Consider the following 18,414-nt stretch of genomic DNA (forward strand, 5'->3'; position numbering starts at 1 on the left):
GAACACTAAGTGTTTCATGTTTTTCAATTTTACTTATATAATTAAATTTCTATTCTGTTTTTCCAAAAGTAGATTAGCTCCTTCAATTCCCTGTAAACCACCAGTGTGAAAGCACAAAATCTTACTGTTTTCAGGAAAATACCCTTCTTCTATCAGTTCAAAAACTTTCTCCATCATTTTCCCTGTATAAATCGGTTCCAAAGGAATTCCGTACCTCTCTTTGAAATCATTGATAAAATGAACGTTTTTATCATTTATTTTACCATAACCTCCAAAACATGAATCTATTAGATTAAAATTTTGTCTCAAAGTTAATTCAAAAATTTTATTTTCCAGTGAAGCATCGTCAACGGCCTTAAATCCTATAACTTTCTGATTTTCTTCACAAAATTTTGAAATTCCTGCAATAGTACCTCCGGTTCCAACTGCGGTGCAAAGATAGTCAAAATCTTTTGTTTGTTCATTGAGCATCATTTTCACTCCTTCTACGGCCTCTTCATTGGTACCTCCTTCCGGGACTATCAATGCCTCCGGAAACTCCTGCTGAAGGAATTCCGTAAGTTTTTCTTTGTGACGGTATTCTTCGCGGGTGACAAATTTCAGGTTCATTCCATTCCTTTTGGCAAAAAGTAAGGTTGGGTTATCGCGCCATTTATGCTCTAATTCTTCTCCTCTGATAATTCCCAGGGTTGGAATGCCAGCCAGATGACCTACTGCAGCAACTGCGGCGATATGATTCGAAAAAGCGCCTCCAAAAGTAATAATATAAGGATTATCAGGATTTCTTTCCAGATAGTGGTTGACATTATGGAACAGTTTCCAGTATTTATTTCCTGAAATCAGCGGATGAATCTGATCTTCCCTTTTAATGAAAAGTTTAATATTTTTCTCAAGGGGAATTTCCTGGATGGGAACAGGTTCTGTGGGAAGTTTTAATAGCATTTCAGTTGTACAACTCAAGGTTTATTCTTTACAAAAGTAGGAAAAGATTTAGTGTTGTGACAATTTGTTGTTTTTATTGTTTTTTTACCACAGATAACATGGATTTCTACAGATGGCTGTTTGATACTTTTTTAAGTTTTGGCTAAAGCCGGATGAATTTTGATTTTTTTGATAAACGGGCTAAAGCCCATTCCTATTGAATTATACAGTACTGCAATGCCAAAATATTCCGGTTATCTTGATGTGAAAGATCTTAATACTTCTGTCATTACAAAGAATAAATCGGAAGCCAGAACCCAGAATCCTGAACCCGAATCTCGTAACCCGGAACTCCAATGCATCATGCCCTTATTCTAAAGATATTTCCTGAAGTTCCAGAATTTTCTTTTTCTGAGATAGTTCAGGTTGTTTTCATTAGCATAAGCTTCTCTTTCAAAGGAAATTCTTCTGTAAGCCAGATAGCCGTCTTTCAATTTGAAAAACCAATAATAGTATTCAACAACGTAGAAAATATAGAAGAAAATAACGAGCATTTCCAGTTGCTGCTTCAAATGGATTTTTTCGTGATTGATCAATACATTATTTTCCTTATCTTCGGGTTTCCTAATGAAGATAAAGGGAAAGAGAGCAATGCCATTAATTTTTAATTTTTTTAAAGGCTTTTGGCATACAATTATCATAGTAACAAATATAAAAAGTTTTTTGACTAGCATTTAACTTATGGCCCATTATGACATCAAAGAAGGTGAAGACTTCTACTATAATGAACAGGGGTACAAGGTTTTTACAGAAAAATTCCATCTGAAAAGAGGATACTGCTGTAAAAGCGGCTGCAGACACTGTCCTTACGGGTACGATAAAAAGACTGATACATTCATTAAAAGTGATAAAAAAAATAAATAAAATGAAAAAATATATTTTTATTTTGTTGGCATCTGCTACTTTAGGCTTAACATCTTGTAGCCCTTTTCAGGTACGTTCAGATTATGCTGAAACCGCCAATTTCAATTCTTATAAAACATATAAAATCAGAATTGATGATCTAAAACTGAATGATATTGATAAAGACAGAGTGTTGAATGAACTGTCGAGACAGCTTCAGAGCAAAGGACTGCAGTCCGGAGAAAACCCTGATCTTATTATCAACGTAAAAGCAAATCATAAAAAGATTACTGATATCAATTCCTCTTCTCCTTACGGAATGTGGGGATGGGGCGGACCATTCGGATGGGGTGTCGGCATGAGCAGAACATGGACAACCAACTATAATGAAGGAGCTCTGATTGTTGACCTTATTGATGCAAAAAGCAACAAATTGGTTTGGCAAGGTATAGGAAGCGGAATTTCTGTAGATTCTCCAAAAGCAAAACAGAGACAGATTCCAGAAATTATGGCTGAGATTATGAAAAATTATCCGCCACAAAGAAAATAAGATTTAAGTCATCCATTACATAGCCGGTACTTCTGTACTGGCTTTTTTTATGCAATTATTTTGTTTTTTCCACAGATAACACAGTTTGCACAGATCACCGTGGATATAATCTTCCATTATTTCGTTTCAGGCTAAAGCAAAATGAAATCGTTTATTTTTAAACCGGGCTAAAGCCCGGTTCTATTGAATAGCCAATATTGAGGATAGATTATAAAAGCATCAGCTTTTTTTATGGGGTAAATATTTTATTTTTCCCACAGATAACACAGATTTGCACAGATAACCGGGAATAGAATCTTCCATTATTTAAGTTTCGGCTAAAGCCAAAGGAAATAGTTTATTTTTAAACCGGGCTAAAGCCCGGTCCTATTGAATAGCCAATATTGAGGATAGATTATAAAAGCATCAGCTTTTTTATGGGGTAAATATTTTATTTATCCCACAGATAACACAGATTTGCACAGATCACCGTGGATATAATCTTCCATTATTTCGTTTCAGGCTAAAGCAAAATGAAATCGTTTATTTTTAAACCGGGCTAAAGCCCGGTTCTATTGAATAGCCAATATTGAGGATAGATTATAAAAGCATCAGCCTTTGTTATGGGGTAACTATTTTATTTATCCCACAGATAGCACAGATTTGCACAAATCACCGTGGATATAATCTTCCATTATTTAGTTTCGGTTAAGCCAAAGGAAAAAACGTTTTATTTTTAAACCGGGCTAAAGCCCGGTTCTATTGAATAGCCAATATTGAGGATAGATTATAAAAGCATCAGCTTTTTTTATGGGTAACTATTTTATTTATCCCACAGATAGCACAGATAACCGGGGATATAGTCTTCTATTATTTTTATTCTTGGCTAAGACAATTGAAAAACGTTTTATTTTTAAACCGGGTTAAAGCCTGGTCCTATTGAATAGCCAATATTGAGGATAGATTATAAAAGTCATAATTCAAAATATAAAACGGAATCTTATATGATCCTTATCATTCATTGCTCACTACTCATTACATATTTACATGCAGTGCATTTAAAATTAACGATTTTGTAATTTTTTAATTCACAAAAATGTGTTATTCTTGCTTAAACTTATATTATATGAAAAAAATCATTTTATTTTCTGTATTTGCAGGACTTGCTCACGCTCAGGCTCCTGCAGGATACTACAATTCTGCCAACGGACTGAGTGGGGCGGCACTGAAAACTGAATTAAGCAGCATTATCACCAACGGACATGTGGATAAAGGCTACAGCGGGCTTTGGACAGCCTATAAAACCACTGATATTGATAAGGACTACGAAAATGACGGGACCATCCTTGATATTTATTCTGAAAAGCCTTCAGGTGCTGATTCTTATAACTATACTCCTGGATCTGATCAGTGTGGGACGTATTCTACTGAGGGAAATTGCTACAACAGAGAGCATATTGTTCCTCAAAGCCTTTTCAATCAAGCTTCTCCAATGGTAGCAGATATTCATTTTATCAGAGCTACAGATGGCAAAGTAAACGGAATGAGAAGTAATTATCCTTTCGGAAAGGTAGGAAGTGCTTCTTTCACTTCACAGAATGGATCCAAGCTGGGAACCTCTGTATCTTCAGGATATGCAGGAACGGTATTTGAGCCGATTGATGAGTTTAAAGGAGATGTGGCACGTATGATTTTCTATTTTGTAACCCGTTACCAAAGCAAACTTTCTACTTTCTCATCAGGAAATATGTTAGGAAATTCTACATTCCCGGGATTGCAGACATGGGAACTGAATGTTCTTTTAGCATGGCATAATCAGGATCCGGTTTCTCAGGCAGAAATTAAAAGAAATAATGCTTCATATACTTTTCAGGGAAACAGAAATCCTTTCATAGACAATCCAAATTATGTTAATCTTATCTGGGGTTCTCAACAGCCTTCAGGTGATACTCAGGCACCTACTGCGGCGACAGGTCTGAATGTCTCAGGAACAACTTCAAGCAGCATTTCTCTGGCATGGAATGCTTCTACTGATAATGTAGGCGTAACCGCATATAATGTTTACATGAACGGAAATCTGGCTGCTACGATAAGTTCAACTTCAACGACTATTTCAGGGCTTACTCCTTCTACTACTTACAGTTTTTATGTGGTAGCAAAAGATGCAGCTGGAAATTCTTCATCGAACAGTTCAACGGTTTCCGGTACTACTAATTCAGGTGGTACTACTCCAGGGACCAGCTGCGCCAATGAAACTTTTGAAACAATTCCTGCAGCCAATTCTACTTACACAACCAGAACATGGAGCAATGGAGGAATCTCATGGACAGCAACGGATGCAAGAACAGATCAGACCATTAACAATAAAGCGATTACGGTAAGAAACGGTTCTTTAACTTCCGGAAGCTCTGCAAATGGTATTGGTTCTTTAACGGTAACTACACAGCTGAAATTCTCAGGAACAAATGGTACTTTTGATGTAAAAGTAAACGGAACAACCGTAGGAACTGTTCCTTACAGTACTACATCTACAACGACTACCATCAACAATATCAACGTTTCCGGAAATGTAGTGGTAAGTCTGGTTAATACTTCATCAAGTAACAGAGTGGCTATTGATGATCTTGCATGGACATGTTATTCCGGATCAGGTGCAAGAATGGCTCAAAATACAGCTGCAGAAACGACTTCCAACAGTTTCAAAATCTCGCCTAATCCTATTACCAATCAGGAAATTTTCGTAAAAGGGGATCTTCAGAAGGTAAAAAAAGCGGAGATTTATAACCTTCAGGGGAAAACTCTTCAGACAATTGATCAGCCTTTCAGAAATGGAAACTCTATTAAAACAAGAAATCTTGGTCAGGGAGTTTATATTTTAAAACTGGATCAGGTAACGATGCAGTTCCTTGTAAAATAATTCAAATACTGATTTGATATAAAAATGCCGGTTCTTTTTAGACCGGCATTTATTTTTTAAACTCCCGCAGATTTTGCTGATAGAGCAGATCTTTTTAACGCAGAGCTCTTATTTTAAAGGGCACAGAGGCATCAGCATGCTGATTTGTGTAAGCGAATGTTATAGAGATATTTTATCCAGATCCGGGTATCCTGATCCTTTGAGAAGGTCTTTCCATTCTTTATTTTTGAAGACAAAGAGGTTGCAGCGGTATTCGTCCGGTCTGTTATCAATTTTAGTTTCGCAGTAATAATAGAGCATATCTTTATTTTTCCAGATGGCTACTTCCTGTCTGAGCTTATTATGGGTCTTAATGATTTCATTATCTCTGATTTCAGATTCAAATCCTTCACGAATGGTATCAAAAGTAGGTTTCTGAAGGGTTTTGTTTAGGTTATCAAAGAGTGCTGTCTTTTCTTCTTCTGTATAGATATCAAGCTGATACATTCCTAATTCATCCTCTTTTTCATTAGCAAGAGGACCAATTTCTTGATCTACTTTTCCAAAATGCAGAAGGACTTTATTGATATTTTTATTATTTTTTCCTTCTAAATCTATCCCATTGAAGTGTAATAATTCTTTTGATGAAAAAGCCAGTTTTTCATTTCCGATAAGAGTAACTTCACTGGTACGTACTGCTTCTTTTGCTGTGGCTCCGGCAGATTTTAAGATTTCATTGATATTTTGTCCAACAGCAACTTTAGCAAGATTGAAGGGTTCTGTCTGAGTACTTCCCTGTGTTTCAACCAAAGATTCAGTATCTTTATTTTTCTGATGGCCGCATGAAGCAACTGCCAGACAGAGCATTGGTATTACTATATATTTCAATCTTTTCATAATGTTAGTGTTAGTATGCAGTTATCAATAATAGAACAGAAAAAAAATGATTCAAGTATCCGGAAAACGTTTTTTATTCACTTTTAACTTCAAATTCCTATTTGTTTGCATGAATATAAAGTGCTTATATGATTTCAAATTCTTCCTTTCCTTCCGGAATATAAAATGAAATATCAAGCATCAGTTCTTCTTCTGTTTCCGGGTTTTCCAGATATAAAGCAGATTCTCCGTTTGCCTTTTTTAAAAAAGCGACTTTATTTTCTGCACATACAAACATAACGGCATCTTTAGAAACAGGCTGTATTTTAAATCCGGACTTGAAATCTTTTACAAGATCATTAAATCGTTCTTCCGATTCTGTTTTTGACAGATACATAGAAGCAGCCATATTTTCTTCCCTTCTGGAAATTGATTTCTTATAATCTTCAAATTTATTTTCCCTTATTAATCTTGATATATGATCATAAGCCTGCTCCAGTTTTTTTCTGCCGTCTTTAATGTCCTGCAGGTTTCTCCCGTTCTGCCATGCCGAAAGCTGATAAGGAACTTCTGCTTTAAAGGAGCCAACATGTTTGATAACCTGTTTCTTTTTGTCTTCAATAGCCTCTGAATGATAGTCTCCAAACTGTTTGTCAAAAACAAAATCATTAGCCACATCAAAAAGTTTGACATTAAATTTCAGTTCTGATTTAGGATGCAGCTGTACATCGCCTATATTAGGTAAAATGGTTGCTGATATCGTCTGAACACCACTTTTCAATATGGCAAAATTAATTGGAATATTGGTGGCGACCTGTCCCTCAACATTCATATGAATCACAGGATAATCATTAATCCTTATTTCGAACAAACAGGCTGATGCACTGAAGTCGATCATATAATAGGGTTGTTGTATCATAATTTTAGTTTTTAATGATTTTAGACCAGTCTGTAAACATTTTACTGATGGTATTGGTATTGATGATGCTAAAGCAGAACATTCCCAGGAGAATAGCACTCCAGCACCACGCAAGTTTAACTCCGCTTTTATCTGTTATAAAAAAAAGAATCAGCATAGTGACTGTTCCAAAAAAGAATGTGAAAAGCAGTGTGTATAGTATGGCCTGAATAATATACATATTGAATTTCAGTTTTCTGAAAACCCAGCCTATCATACTGACCACCATAATCAGACCTATAGGAAGAAGCATCGCCCCGAACAAAACAATTTCGGGTTTTTCCATCAGTATATTTTCATATCCGAAAAATGTATTAAAACTGAACTCCTTCATAATGTTTTTCCTGATTTGAAACGTCTAATAGGGTTTTGTCTTTATAGCCCAGCATTTTTGCCAATATAACATTGGGAAATTCATGAATTCCTATATTATAAAGGTTTACACTGTCATTGAAAAATTCTCTTCTGTCTGCTATTTTATCTTCCAGTCCGGAGACTCTTTTCTGTAGTTCCAGGAAGTTATTGTTTGACAGCAGGCTGGGATAGTTTTCTGAAACAGCAAAAAATGATGAAAGTGCTTTTGATGTCTCATTGGCAAGCTCTGTTTTTCTGTCGGAATCATTGGTGTTGTTATAGGAAGTTCTAAGTTCTGTCAGTTTGGTAAGCAGATCTTTTTCATGTGCAATAAACTGTTTGGCAACGTTGACAAGGTTAGGAATTTCGTCTGCTCTTTGCTTCAGAATAACATCTATATTCCCATACGCTTTTTCCACATTGAATTTCAGCATGACAAGCTTGTTGTACAAACTGATGAAAAAAGCCACGATGGCCACGATAAGAAATACGGCGATAACAATTGCTACAATTTGATTCATTATTGTGATAAGATTAAAATCATTACGATAAGTATAACGATACAGGTGACAATAAATGACCTCAACAGGGGCTGGTATTTATTCCAGACTGAAATTCCTGCAACAGTGGTAATTCCTAAAAGCTTATGCCCTGTATCTTTTCTGATGAAAGCTTCTCCGTTTCTCGAGTCGGCAGCTCCCACAAGAAGCATTTCCTGGCCGGATTTAAGCAATGTTTCCTTATATCTTTTCTGTCCGTTATAACTTACATTGGTTTCTTCGATGAATATCAATTCTATGCCTTCGGGATGTATTTCAATGGTTCCTGAATCATCCTGCATCAGAAAGAGATTGCACTGGGTTTCTCTATGAATTGTTGTATAAGAATTTTTCCCTTCTTTATCTCTGGTTACATCTTCAATTGTATAATAATATCCTATGCATTCTTCTCTCGCAACGGGTGAAATCAAAGGTTCTTTCATAATAAGTTTTCCCTGAATTTCTACCAGCCCCATGGCCACAGATTTTATTTTGGATGTAGGTAATGATGCCTGAATTCTTAAAAATCTTTTTCTAGAATTAGGAAGTAGTAAAACAACTGCAATGACAGAAAGTATAACTAACGGTAAATACGTAATTACTTTTTCTGCATAATAATCATAATTATCCATCAATAAGAATCTGCTATGAAGTATACGTTTTCAGAAGGTGTGCTGCTGCTGTTTCCTGCCCGTCTGCTGTCTTCACCTGATTGTCTACAATATAGAGAACAGAGGAAGTATTGGGTTTATTATTGGTATATTCATAATATTGTACCAATACCATTGTTTTACCTTTCAGATCCCAGGCATAGGCTGCATTTCCCAATATTTTACCTTCACTGTTCTTTGCCGGAACTCCTGCAAGAACTTTAGGATTTTTGTATTGTGATTTGAGATAGGCTAGAAGATCGTTACCTGCGGCAGTATCTTCCAGTTCTATTTTCACTCCTTTAGTAAGCCTTTCTGTAGTATTGTTAATGAGTAATCCTGCGGTGGAGCTTTTTACATTATTTTCTTTGTGTTCCGGAAACGATATATTTCCGAATTTATATCCGGAAACATCTTTGGTATAAGCTACAGGCAATGTAGTTACAATTTCCCTCGCTTCTGTCTGATATTTGGTATCTTTCAGAACTTCTTTATATCCTTTGGAAAAATCTACTTTTTCCAGATCTGTCTTTTGTTGTGACTGGCATGATACAAACATGATAAAACACAAAATTATTAAAACTATCTTTTTCATATTATCTAATTTCTTATTAACGGAATATCGGCACTGAATCCGAAAAGTTCTTCAAGACTTTTGATGACATCAAATTTAGGTACAATTTCGTTAAATTTACCTTCTGCGATAATACCTTCGTCTTCTGAACTTCCTTTAAGTTCTGCCGGTTTTTTATTGCCACCTCTAGGTATTTTCTTTTTTGCAGACATTCCTACTTTTCCTTTGATCACATATTCAGCGTTGAGTCCATCAAATCCTAATTCCGGGCGGTAATTTAATCCTTTATCATCAAATTTCACACCATGCCCGAATGTAATGGAAGCTGATCCCTTTCCGCTCATTTCAAAATATCCTTCTACTTTCACAATGACAAGATTGGCTTCTGCTTTTGCCCAAACCCCTGCTTTTAATTCAATTTTAAGGGTATTTTTGGCTTCTATTTTTCCTTGCTTATCACTTTTTTCGCTTACAGTGTTGAATGAAAAACCAATTGATGTTTTGATTTCACTTGAAATAACAAGATCAATGTAAACATCTGAACTCATTTTAGCTCCGAAATCATCATTCCCGAACTCTACTCCTGTATTCATCTGATCTTTGATCACTCCATACAACCTTACAGCACCTGGTGCTGCGGTTCCACCACTCACGGCTCCTGCCACCAGTCCTACAGCTGTACAAAGGAGGTCTACTGTAACTTCTAATCCTATCAGGGGCTCTGCATTAAAAGATATATCAACCTTTGTTCCTAATCTTTCAATTTCGGTATTTTTCTGTTTGGCTCTTTCTAAACACCATTCACCTTTAAGATTGATATTAGGTGGTTTAATGGCGAAAGTTACCGGAAGACCTTTAAAACCTATATTTCTAACCTGTCCTTTAGTTTTGTTGGTAATACCGTCAGACATTGCTCCCATTGAGCCGAAAAGATCATAAAGCTTTTTGAATTTTGTCTCGTATTCACCTTTAACTTCTTTACTTTTCTGAAAACTGCCGCTTCTGTTCTTTTCCCATTCACTTTTCAGGCTGAATCCGAAGGAAGCATCCTTTTGTTTCCATCTTCTTTCAGCACCTATTTTACCGGCTTTAGCCTGTAGGTCTTTATGTTTTGCCGCTGGCTGGTTCTGCCATTTCACACTCAGTTCATTGGTAAGATTAACGAAGAAAGTGAGTGTCCATTTAATGTCCGGATAGGCTTTGATTAATACGGTTGTTCTCTTTTCATTGCTAAAATACCTGCAGGTATGTGCGTGAAGATGGAACTGATTGGGAGTGGCCCACATCGGCCAGATATATTGTATAGGAAAAGCATCGAATTGTGATAAATCTGAGTATACACCATAATTAAATGATGGCGTAGTAAATGTCTTTACCGTATCTCCTTTATCTATTGCCTGCCCTACATCTACCATCAGGACCTGTTTTTTATGTTTCCCTTTGCTGTCTCTGAAACATTCATTGGTTTGAAAACCGGTAACATCAATCGTTATATCTTTCTTCATGGATACACTAGGGGCTGTCACTTCATAGTTAACCGTTTGGGCATCATGGGCATTGAATACGAATGAGATGTCTACTCTACGGTTATTTTCGTAGTCTTTCTCATTTTTATATTTGATATTATCTCTTCCTTTTTTATCGTCGGTAGGATCTACTTCTCCTTTTCCCACAGAGATGATTCTTCTTGGATCTAATCCACCGTCTGCAAAGAATTTTTTGACAACATCCGCTCTTCTTTGGGAAAGACCTTTATTGTAATTCTGCTTTCCGATTACACAAGCGTAGCCACTCAGATTCATGGTGGCATCTTTATGTTCTAAAAGGAATTTGAGTACATTATTCAGGATGGCGACTCCATCTTTATCAATTTCTGTAGAATCGAATTTATAAAAGATGGTTCTTTTAATATGTTCCTGAAGCGCAGGTGACTGTATTTGCTTTACACCATTACCATTATCAAAAACTTTAACGGTTGTATTATTAGCTTTTCCGTCTTTTATTTCACTTTCAGTGATTTTGATGACTTCAAACTTACAAGGTTCCAGTCTGACGGAATTTACATCCGGCTTATACACTTTAGTCGGTGTCTGGTTCTGGGCTCCGTTGGTATTGGTAGTAACTACTTTATTCTTTACATTCAGATAGATGGCATGAAGATCATCCCCCAGATTATCTTTAATATATTTTTTGGAAGCAACATCTTTTACTTTAATATAGAATTCCTCTACATTCTGAATATTGTCCACATAGGCCATCCAGGCAAAGGTATTTTCTATTTTCAGATTAACTTCACCGTCTATTACCTGTACATTGTTATAGGTATGCACCAGTTTATCTGCTTTTGCTGTCTGCTGATTCCAAAGTTCGATACTGACTGTATTTCCATTGAGACCTTCCGTCACGAGGTTCAGATGAACGATATGTCCATAGGAAATGTATTCGTTCTTTTTATTGTTTTTGATGCTTTTGCTGTTTTTTTGTGTAGACCATTTGCTTCTTACAATTTTGGGTTCACACCAGCCTTTTACATATATTCCTGTATCATTTTTTGGGTCTCTTACTCCTGACAGACTGGCTTCAATATAAAACTGATAGCTTCCGCAGTACTGCTTGCCAATTAAAAATTTATATCCTGTAGCAGAGGTGATCTGATTGATAATAATTTTTTTGCTGCTGTTCTGCCTCATCCAGGTAAGAGGTTTCTTTTTGTCTGCATCTGTAGTTCCCGGCAGCCATTCTCCTACACCAAACTGTACCCACTGGTCTGGCTTTATGGTAATCCTTTGCCCTAATACAGACATTTTAGGGTAATACAATCCGCTTACAACTTTTATTTTTTTTACGCCTTTTGCCATTTTCTTATCATTTAGATTGCACCATCCTGCCCTCCTCCTGAAGGCTGTTCGTTATACATTTCTTCGGAATCTACCAACGGATTGATCTGCTGCTGAACATCTTTGTCGGCATTTTTAAAGTTCTGCTGGCTGGCTTCTGCTCTCTGCCCGTGGTCTATAATCTCAATACATGGAGTTCCGGCAACGGCACATACTGCTTTGCTGTCTTCTACAATGATATATCCGCCATTGCTGAGCTGTACTTTATCATAAAACTTCTGCCATTCTGTGACCATAATTTTGCATGGCGGAGGCGGCCCTCCCATTTTGGTACAGTTCCCGAATGTATTTTTTTCAAATGTGGCTGCTCCTATTTCTTTCGTGGTGACGATCAGTTTTTTAGAAGCACTTTTATCATTGGCATATTCTTTTTGGTGTGTAAGTACTTTCAGCTTGTCCGGAACCTGTCCGAACTGGCATTTGCATAGGGCGCCCTGTACTACAATATGTTTTTCTGCCATATTAATTTTATCTTTAGTGAAGTGGTAATTTAGCTTTTATCAATTCCTGAAACTGATACTGAAATCTTTTTTTCTTCCTGCAGCATGATACTGCATTCCAGGTAAAGAGATTCCGGAAGTGAGGTTTCTCCTTTCAGATAGCTTATGAGTCTGAAAGTTCCTTCTTCATTCATCACAGGGTCGTCTTCTATAATCAATGAAAAAGGTGATCTTCTTATAAAATCATCAATATCTCTTTCTTCATATAACTTTCCTGATCCTTCTATGGTGATCAGGCCTGTTTCCTCTTTTAACGGATCTGTTTCCAGTGTTAATTTATATCTGGGTTCAATTGCATTGTCTACTACAGGAAACGTTGTTGTCATCTCAGTTCTGTAGTCTTTTCCGAAACTCTGATATATCCCAAAGAATAAAGCACGGATGAAGTAATCATTTTTAATGTAAAGATTGATGGCTTCAGGCTGGCTGATTACTTTTTCAATCTTTCCGCAGTATTCGTCTACGGTTTCTCCTTCAAATTCTTTATATAATTCTTCTTTTACAGTGGTCCATCTTTTGGAAAATACCTCAGCATTTTCTACGGTTTCAAATCTTCCATGTTCATCTGTACTGATCTGTAAAGGATATAAAACCCCGGAGGTTCTGTAAGCCAGCAGATCTGCAATTTCATTCACTTCTTCTTCATTGAGATAAAGATTTGACGTTCTGTCTATTTCGAAAAAATGATGTCCTTTTTCTGTTTTCAGCCAGCGAACGGATACTTCATATTTTAATTCATTTTTGGATTCTCCTTTTTCAATGGTAATAACTACACTGTATCTTCGCACTGAGTTTTCTAGCTGTAGGGTAAGGCTGTTTCCTTTTCCGAATTTTACCAAAACATTTTTATCTGCAACAGCTGTTCTCGGAACAAAAAGCTCCTTCTGCCCATTAAGATTGATCAGGATCATGTCCTTAACAGCGCAGTGATTATTATGGAAGAGTTTTAGTGCATCTTTATCCAACCCGTACAGCGAGGCTATACTTTTTAAAGTTTCGTCTTTCTGAACGGTATGTATATTATATTTCTGCATAAAAATATTCCTGCTTCAATTTCTTTTTTGTATAAAATCTTATTAAAAGTTTAATGGATAACCCTTGTTCTGTTCGGTCTTGGATCCATCCCTATTTTTTCTCTTCTTGCTGACCAGTGAAGGTATTTATGGCGAAGCTTTCTTAAATCGGCTTGTTCCTTTACTTCTTTCTGATAAGCTTCCTGACGGTCTTCCGGAACTTCGTTTCCTCCATAGGCATCCCGCAGTTCTTTATAATGTCTGAAAGAATAAGGTTTGCCATTTCCCATCACATAAGTTCTGAGACGGTCTTTTATTCCAATTAAAAACTGATCATCCAAAATGGAATATTTGTCATCTGTCATTTTTTTTAAGGTGATAGGAAGATTTTTATCAATGCCGTATTCTGCCATAAAATGCAAAGGAATATAACTGAAAGTCTTCACAAGATCGCGTGTTCCTCTTAATGACAAATAGAATCCCGGAGTAATGGTGAGCTCACCTTTTTCGTACCATCCTTCATTTTCAAGCTCTGTTTTTAATGCTTCCAGCTTGCTGCTCGTAGTCCATGATGTTTCCACTTCTTCCCATGTTTCCCTTCCGTTTTCATAGGCTCCGCCTACGTCGCAGTGCACACCCGGGAATGTTTTTTCAGTTCCGATATGTACCCTTGTGAGGTCAAAGTTTTCTCTGTGTTCATCGGCTGCAATAAAGTGAACCACAGTCTGGGCTTTTCCGATTTCATTCAGGCTTAATTCTTCTACGTCATTACTGAAATTGGGCATTGGTGACAGATATTTTGAATAGGAAGAAACGGTATCGTAAATTCCCAGGAATCTTACTTTCAATACATCTATCTTTAATCCTGCTTCTTCGAGTTTAAGGCCGAGATGTCCCCATTTTGGAAGTTCTTCTGAAGCAACACTCTTTCCATCATCATCCGAATAAGTGGTCACCGAAACCGCTTCGTTGGCAACGGTGCGTGAAGTGGCTCTATATTTTGCTTTTCCGATTTCGTATACAAAATTACGGGCTGCTGCTGCTCCACGGCTGAAACCGAATACATCGAAAGTAAGCACGGCAATTTTATCAGCTTTCTTTTCGGCTTTGATGGTTTTCACTTTTTTTACGATTTCTTCACAGCCTTTCCTCACTTTTGCTCTGATTCCGGTTTCTCCTGTTCCGAAAGCATATCCCAACGTAGCATCTCCTTTCTTGTCTTCTGTACCGATCCCTTCTATATAAATGCCGAAGTTTTTATCATAGTTGTCCCACATGCGGGCTACATTGCTCCAGTCATTGTTGTAACTGGTATTGTCTTTAGCTTCTCCACCGTGTTTTTTATGGGCCTCTGTACCCTTTTTTCTTTCGTCCGTATTGGTTTTATTATTCAGGGTTCCGTCAAAAAAAATCCCAATAGTAATATCCAGTACCTCCTCTTTGGATACAGATGGTGTATAACTTCCAAATTGATTGTTGTGCATAGTTCTTGTTTTTAAATTGACTGATTGAATGCTATTATTCTATCTTTCGGGATACCCTTATTTTTGCTTTGGTAACTGCCAGTTTTTCTTTTTCGGATTCTAAGGAAACTAAAACTTTGGTATTGTCTTCGTTGACTTTAATGGTCAGATCAATATTTTTGTCTTTACCTGATTTTTGAAACAAATCAAATATTTCTTTGTCATCAAAAGCGTCTATCCATACTGCATATCTGTTGTTGTTTTTATCTTTCCAGTAAAAACCGCAGAATTTTGGTACAGCTCTGCTTTTGTAAGTATTCTCCTTTAAACTTTGGTCAAAAAGATTTTCCTGTTCTCCGTTATAATTGGTAAAACCGAAATCGATCCAGGTGGCTCCTTCCGGAAGAATTACAGAAGGTTTCCAGTTGTATTTTTCTCTGTAGACGTTATAAATATCTGCTGCTGGATAACCTTCTTTTTCAATTTTCTCGCGAATTTCCGGCTTGAATGTCTTATAAGACGGATCTTTGAGCATCCTCTCTGCAAAGCCTTCTTTCAACATATACTGGGCATTGTCATAGGCTTTTTCTTTGGTGATAATGGTATCATGAGCCTGAAAAGTACCTATTTCTTTCTGGTTTCCCGGACCTTTCATCCAAAGCACTACTCTTCCCTGTGGAGCTAATCCCACCACAAAGGAATTGTAAGTAGATTTCTTTTTCGTATCCTGATCTACAAACCCTTCATCAAAAAGGTTTTTTATCTTTTCTTTATCCAGATTCCATTTTCCGGTGTAGAATTTATTTTCTACTAGAGAATACCATGTGAATTCGAGCTTATGGGGAGCATCCATTCTTTCGGTGTTTACATTCATGGTACCGCCTTCTTTTCCCCATCCTGTATTCTGTGTTCCCCATATGGCATCAAAAGCATAAGTGAAATCATCAGCCACAATAGCTCCTTCATATACTTCCATCGGGTATTCCTGTGGGGCAGAAACGGTTCCCAGCCAACTGTATTTTTCTTCCATTTTTTTATTCTGACAATTCGTTAATGAAAAACACCCTATTAAAAGAATCAGCAGGTTATATTTACTTATGACCATGGGACATAATCTTCTTGTTACTTGCTAAAACCAGGTTTTCTTTATGGGCTTCCACATTGATTTTCTTTGCTATTTTTTCAACCTTTTTTCCTACGCTCAGATGGTAAGTATCTTTAACTGTTATGCGCAGATTGGTTGCTGTTTTGATGATCGCCATATCAGAAAAGTTTTGATTTTTCAGCACTGTTGAATTCTACAATCTTTCCGCTCTGCATGGTCATATTTTCCAGTTCGCTGAACATGGAAATTTCACCTGCTATTTCGTTGGATGTTTCAGATTGTCTCTTGAATTCTTTTTCAATCATTTCCGTTCTGGTATCGGAGGTTTCCGTAATATCTCCCGAAGCGGTTAGTTTCATATCTTTTCCTGCTATGGACACGATATTATCATTCGCGGTACTGGTTATACTTGCTCCTGCTCCTATTGAAATTTCTTTTCCTGCGGTGATATTGATATTATCGCCTGCATTTAAAGTAAAGTTTTTAGGTGCTTTCATGCTGATATTTCCCTGTCCGTCCATGTAATAGGTATTTCCACTCGGATCAAGAATGGTTACACTTCCTTCTTCGTCATTCATCAGAATCCTGATTCCGCTTCTGGTCTGTATAGACTTAAGGTGATTGTTAACGCCACCTCCTAACGCTATGCCTCCATGGAACATTCCTCCCATTACGAATGGCCTGTCCGGATGGCTGTGCACAAAGTTGACCATCACCTGATCTCCAACTTCCGGAATGGCTACATACCCACGGTTTTGGGTAATCTGATCGGTTCCTCCGGCATCAGGACTCATCATACGGATAAAATGAGTGGTATCATTGGTCTGCCAGTCAAATCTTACCTGTATTCTTCCCTGTCCTTCGGGATCTGTATTGGAAATTACGGTGGCAGTCTGTGGCTCTGCTTTCGGAATGGTATACTCAGGTTTTGGAAGAAATCCTGTATCTGCTGCTATTCCTACGAAGCTTCCTTTATAATGACCTATTGTGTCAATCTCATGTTCTGCTTCCGTAATCATTATCCTTGTGAAATAAGAGGTTTCATTGGAATCCTGTTTACGCATCTGGACATCAGCTACGCACCCCGGATGCAGGAAAGGAACCGTTGTATTTCCTGAAATAGAAAAAACATTTACCGCTTCACTTCCAGCTGCACTTTTCTGAGAATACTCCACATCTAAATGTGTAGTTGCTTTGATGGGAGCTATCTGCAGCGCCGGAGTTTTATAGATAGTTTCGTTATGACTGTAGGCTGTTTTCGCAAGATCACTTACATGTTTGATGGGTGTAGAACCGGACGTCAGCCTTTCATTTTTATTACTGTTGTAACCGTAAAATTGAGGCTTTGTATGTACTGCTTTCAGCTCAACTTTTATTTCATTGGCACTGCTTCCATAGGTAAGGGTAATGGGTTTATTCTGAGCAGGTAGTTTTCCGAAATGTAAAACTTCACCATCATAGTAAAACTGTTCACCATAAGCTTCTGCCATCCTTGCCAGATAGTTATAATGGGTTTCATCATACTGGCTGCTGTAGATAATCTGAGAAAAATTATTGGCTTCTACTCTTACATCAAATCGGCTTTTATCAATTCCCTGCTTAATCACTTCTTCGGCAATAATTCCTACGTTAACCGATTGGCTTCCTCCAAAACTCTGGATATGCGGTGCACCGTCAAGAAGGATGGTAGGGCTGTAACCTGTAAGCACAATATTTCCTAAACTCATATGCTCCTGACTGAATCCTACTCCGGTAATTACTCCTACAAAAGTTCTCTCCGGACTGTTGTCAATATCTTTATAGGAAATAACGGCTGTAAGTCGTTTTCCAAGGAATTTATTGGCTTCTTCCAATGAATGGGTCTGTCTGTCTCCCAGAGTATCGTGTGCCAAAGTCAGCGTAAATTCGTGATGACGTCTGGTACTTTGCTTAAGCTTGAAATGCTTGTAGTACTTGATAATTTTCCCTTCTATGACAAGAGAAAGTTTTACCAGACGGTTGATACCTGTGTGATGGTTTTCAGAAATACCATCTGCATTCTGCGTCGGACGAAAAGACGTCGCTTGTGAGTTTCCAGGTGTATTTGACATATTTTTTAGTGATTTGATTAGTTTTCTGAACGATTATTCAGCAGAAACGGGGTTTAAAAATTAAAACAAAAGGTCCTGCAGAATATAGTCTTAGGTAAAAAAAGACCGTCTTATAAGGACAGTCTTTTATTTCTTGCTCATGAAAG

General features: G+C 37.2%; 19 protein-coding genes. 4 read left to right on the forward strand and 15 right to left on the reverse strand.

Going from position 1 to position 18,414, the window contains the following annotated elements; genetic code table 11:
- Positions 1–33 precede the first annotated feature (33 nt).
- Entirely contained in the window at positions 34–942 is a 909-nt protein-coding gene (locus tag FB551_RS11760; protein WP_142017641.1) for a 1-aminocyclopropane-1-carboxylate deaminase/D-cysteine desulfhydrase, read from the reverse strand.
- A gap of 168 nt (positions 943–1,110) precedes the next feature.
- Here FB551_RS11760 and FB551_RS11765 point away from each other — a divergent pair, with 168 nt between their 5' ends.
- Positions 1,111–1,299, forward strand: coding sequence for a hypothetical protein (locus FB551_RS11765; RefSeq protein WP_142017643.1), 189 nt, complete (start codon positions 1,111–1,113; stop codon positions 1,297–1,299).
- On the opposite strand, the gene FB551_RS11770 is transcribed toward FB551_RS11765, so the two are convergent.
- Complete coding sequence (locus FB551_RS11770) at positions 1,296–1,622, reverse strand: hypothetical protein (protein ID WP_142017645.1); 327 nt, start codon at positions 1,620–1,622, stop codon at positions 1,296–1,298. The two genes, FB551_RS11765 and FB551_RS11770, sit on opposite strands and share 4 nt — an antisense overlap.
- A gap of 40 nt (positions 1,623–1,662) precedes the next feature.
- On the opposite strand from FB551_RS11770, the gene FB551_RS11775 reads away from it, so the two are divergent.
- From FB551_RS11775 to FB551_RS11785, 3 genes are all read left to right on the forward strand, one after another.
- Positions 1,663–1,845, forward strand: a complete 183-nt coding sequence (locus FB551_RS11775; RefSeq protein ID WP_047434227.1) for a DUF5522 domain-containing protein — start codon at positions 1,663–1,665, stop codon at positions 1,843–1,845.
- 1 nt (position 1,846) lies between these two features.
- The gene (locus tag FB551_RS11780; RefSeq protein WP_047434230.1) at positions 1,847–2,374 is read left to right on the forward strand and encodes a DUF4136 domain-containing protein; all 528 of its coding nucleotides are present in this window, start codon (positions 1,847–1,849) and stop codon (positions 2,372–2,374) included.
- Between the two features lie 1,105 nt (positions 2,375–3,479).
- Entirely contained in the window at positions 3,480–5,270 is a 1,791-nt protein-coding gene (locus FB551_RS11785) for an endonuclease (RefSeq protein ID WP_142017647.1), read from the forward strand.
- A gap of 159 nt (positions 5,271–5,429) precedes the next feature.
- Here the strand turns inward: FB551_RS11785 and FB551_RS11790 are convergent, their stop codons facing one another.
- From FB551_RS11790 to FB551_RS11845, 13 genes are all read right to left on the reverse strand, one after another.
- Positions 5,430–6,146 (reverse strand): hypothetical protein, encoded by a 717-nt coding sequence (locus tag FB551_RS11790; protein ID WP_142017650.1) that lies wholly within the window; start codon positions 6,144–6,146, stop codon positions 5,430–5,432.
- A gap of 124 nt (positions 6,147–6,270) precedes the next feature.
- Positions 6,271–7,044, reverse strand: coding sequence for a hypothetical protein (locus FB551_RS11795; protein WP_142017651.1), 774 nt, complete (start codon positions 7,042–7,044; stop codon positions 6,271–6,273).
- Positions 7,045–7,048: 4 nt separating this feature from the next.
- Positions 7,049–7,417 (reverse strand): hypothetical protein, encoded by a 369-nt coding sequence (locus tag FB551_RS11800; protein WP_142017653.1) that lies wholly within the window; start codon positions 7,415–7,417, stop codon positions 7,049–7,051.
- The gene (locus tag FB551_RS11805) at positions 7,398–7,958 is read right to left on the reverse strand and encodes a LemA family protein (protein ID WP_142017655.1); all 561 of its coding nucleotides are present in this window, start codon (positions 7,956–7,958) and stop codon (positions 7,398–7,400) included. The genes FB551_RS11800 and FB551_RS11805 overlap by 20 nt, the downstream gene beginning before the upstream one ends.
- Positions 7,958–8,608, reverse strand: coding sequence for a hypothetical protein (locus tag FB551_RS11810; RefSeq protein ID WP_047434240.1), 651 nt, complete (start codon positions 8,606–8,608; stop codon positions 7,958–7,960). Before FB551_RS11810 ends, FB551_RS11805 begins: the two co-directional genes overlap by 1 nt.
- A gap of 13 nt (positions 8,609–8,621) precedes the next feature.
- Positions 8,622–9,221, reverse strand: a complete 600-nt coding sequence (locus tag FB551_RS11815; protein WP_142017656.1) for a hypothetical protein — start codon at positions 9,219–9,221, stop codon at positions 8,622–8,624.
- 5 nt (positions 9,222–9,226) lie between these two features.
- Positions 9,227–12,058, reverse strand: coding sequence for an OmpA family protein (locus FB551_RS11820; RefSeq protein ID WP_142017658.1), 2,832 nt, complete (start codon positions 12,056–12,058; stop codon positions 9,227–9,229).
- Positions 12,059–12,069: 11 nt separating this feature from the next.
- Positions 12,070–12,558, reverse strand: coding sequence for a DUF4280 domain-containing protein (locus FB551_RS11825; protein WP_047434248.1), 489 nt, complete (start codon positions 12,556–12,558; stop codon positions 12,070–12,072).
- A gap of 29 nt (positions 12,559–12,587) precedes the next feature.
- The gene (locus tag FB551_RS11830; protein WP_142017660.1) at positions 12,588–13,631 is read right to left on the reverse strand and encodes a hypothetical protein; all 1,044 of its coding nucleotides are present in this window, start codon (positions 13,629–13,631) and stop codon (positions 12,588–12,590) included.
- Positions 13,632–13,681: 50 nt separating this feature from the next.
- Positions 13,682–15,094, reverse strand: a complete 1,413-nt coding sequence (locus FB551_RS11835) for a phospholipase effector Tle1 domain-containing protein (protein ID WP_047434251.1) — start codon at positions 15,092–15,094, stop codon at positions 13,682–13,684.
- 34 nt (positions 15,095–15,128) lie between these two features.
- Positions 15,129–16,103: a DUF2931 family protein gene (locus tag FB551_RS11840; protein ID WP_262711496.1), complete on the reverse strand. Its 975-nt coding sequence runs from the start codon at positions 16,101–16,103 to the stop codon at positions 15,129–15,131.
- A gap of 61 nt (positions 16,104–16,164) precedes the next feature.
- Positions 16,165–16,335, reverse strand: a complete 171-nt coding sequence (locus FB551_RS23275; RefSeq protein ID WP_156121567.1) for a hypothetical protein — start codon at positions 16,333–16,335, stop codon at positions 16,165–16,167.
- Position 16,336: 1 nt separating this feature from the next.
- On the reverse strand, positions 16,337–18,268 hold the full coding sequence (locus FB551_RS11845; RefSeq protein WP_142017664.1) for a type VI secretion system Vgr family protein: 1,932 nt from the start codon (positions 18,266–18,268) through the stop codon (positions 16,337–16,339).
- Between the last annotated feature and the right edge of the window lie 146 nt (positions 18,269–18,414).

The organism is Chryseobacterium aquifrigidense, assembly GCF_006716485.1.
In the GTDB taxonomy this organism is placed as follows: Bacteria; Bacteroidota; Bacteroidia; order Flavobacteriales; family Weeksellaceae; genus Chryseobacterium; species Chryseobacterium vietnamense.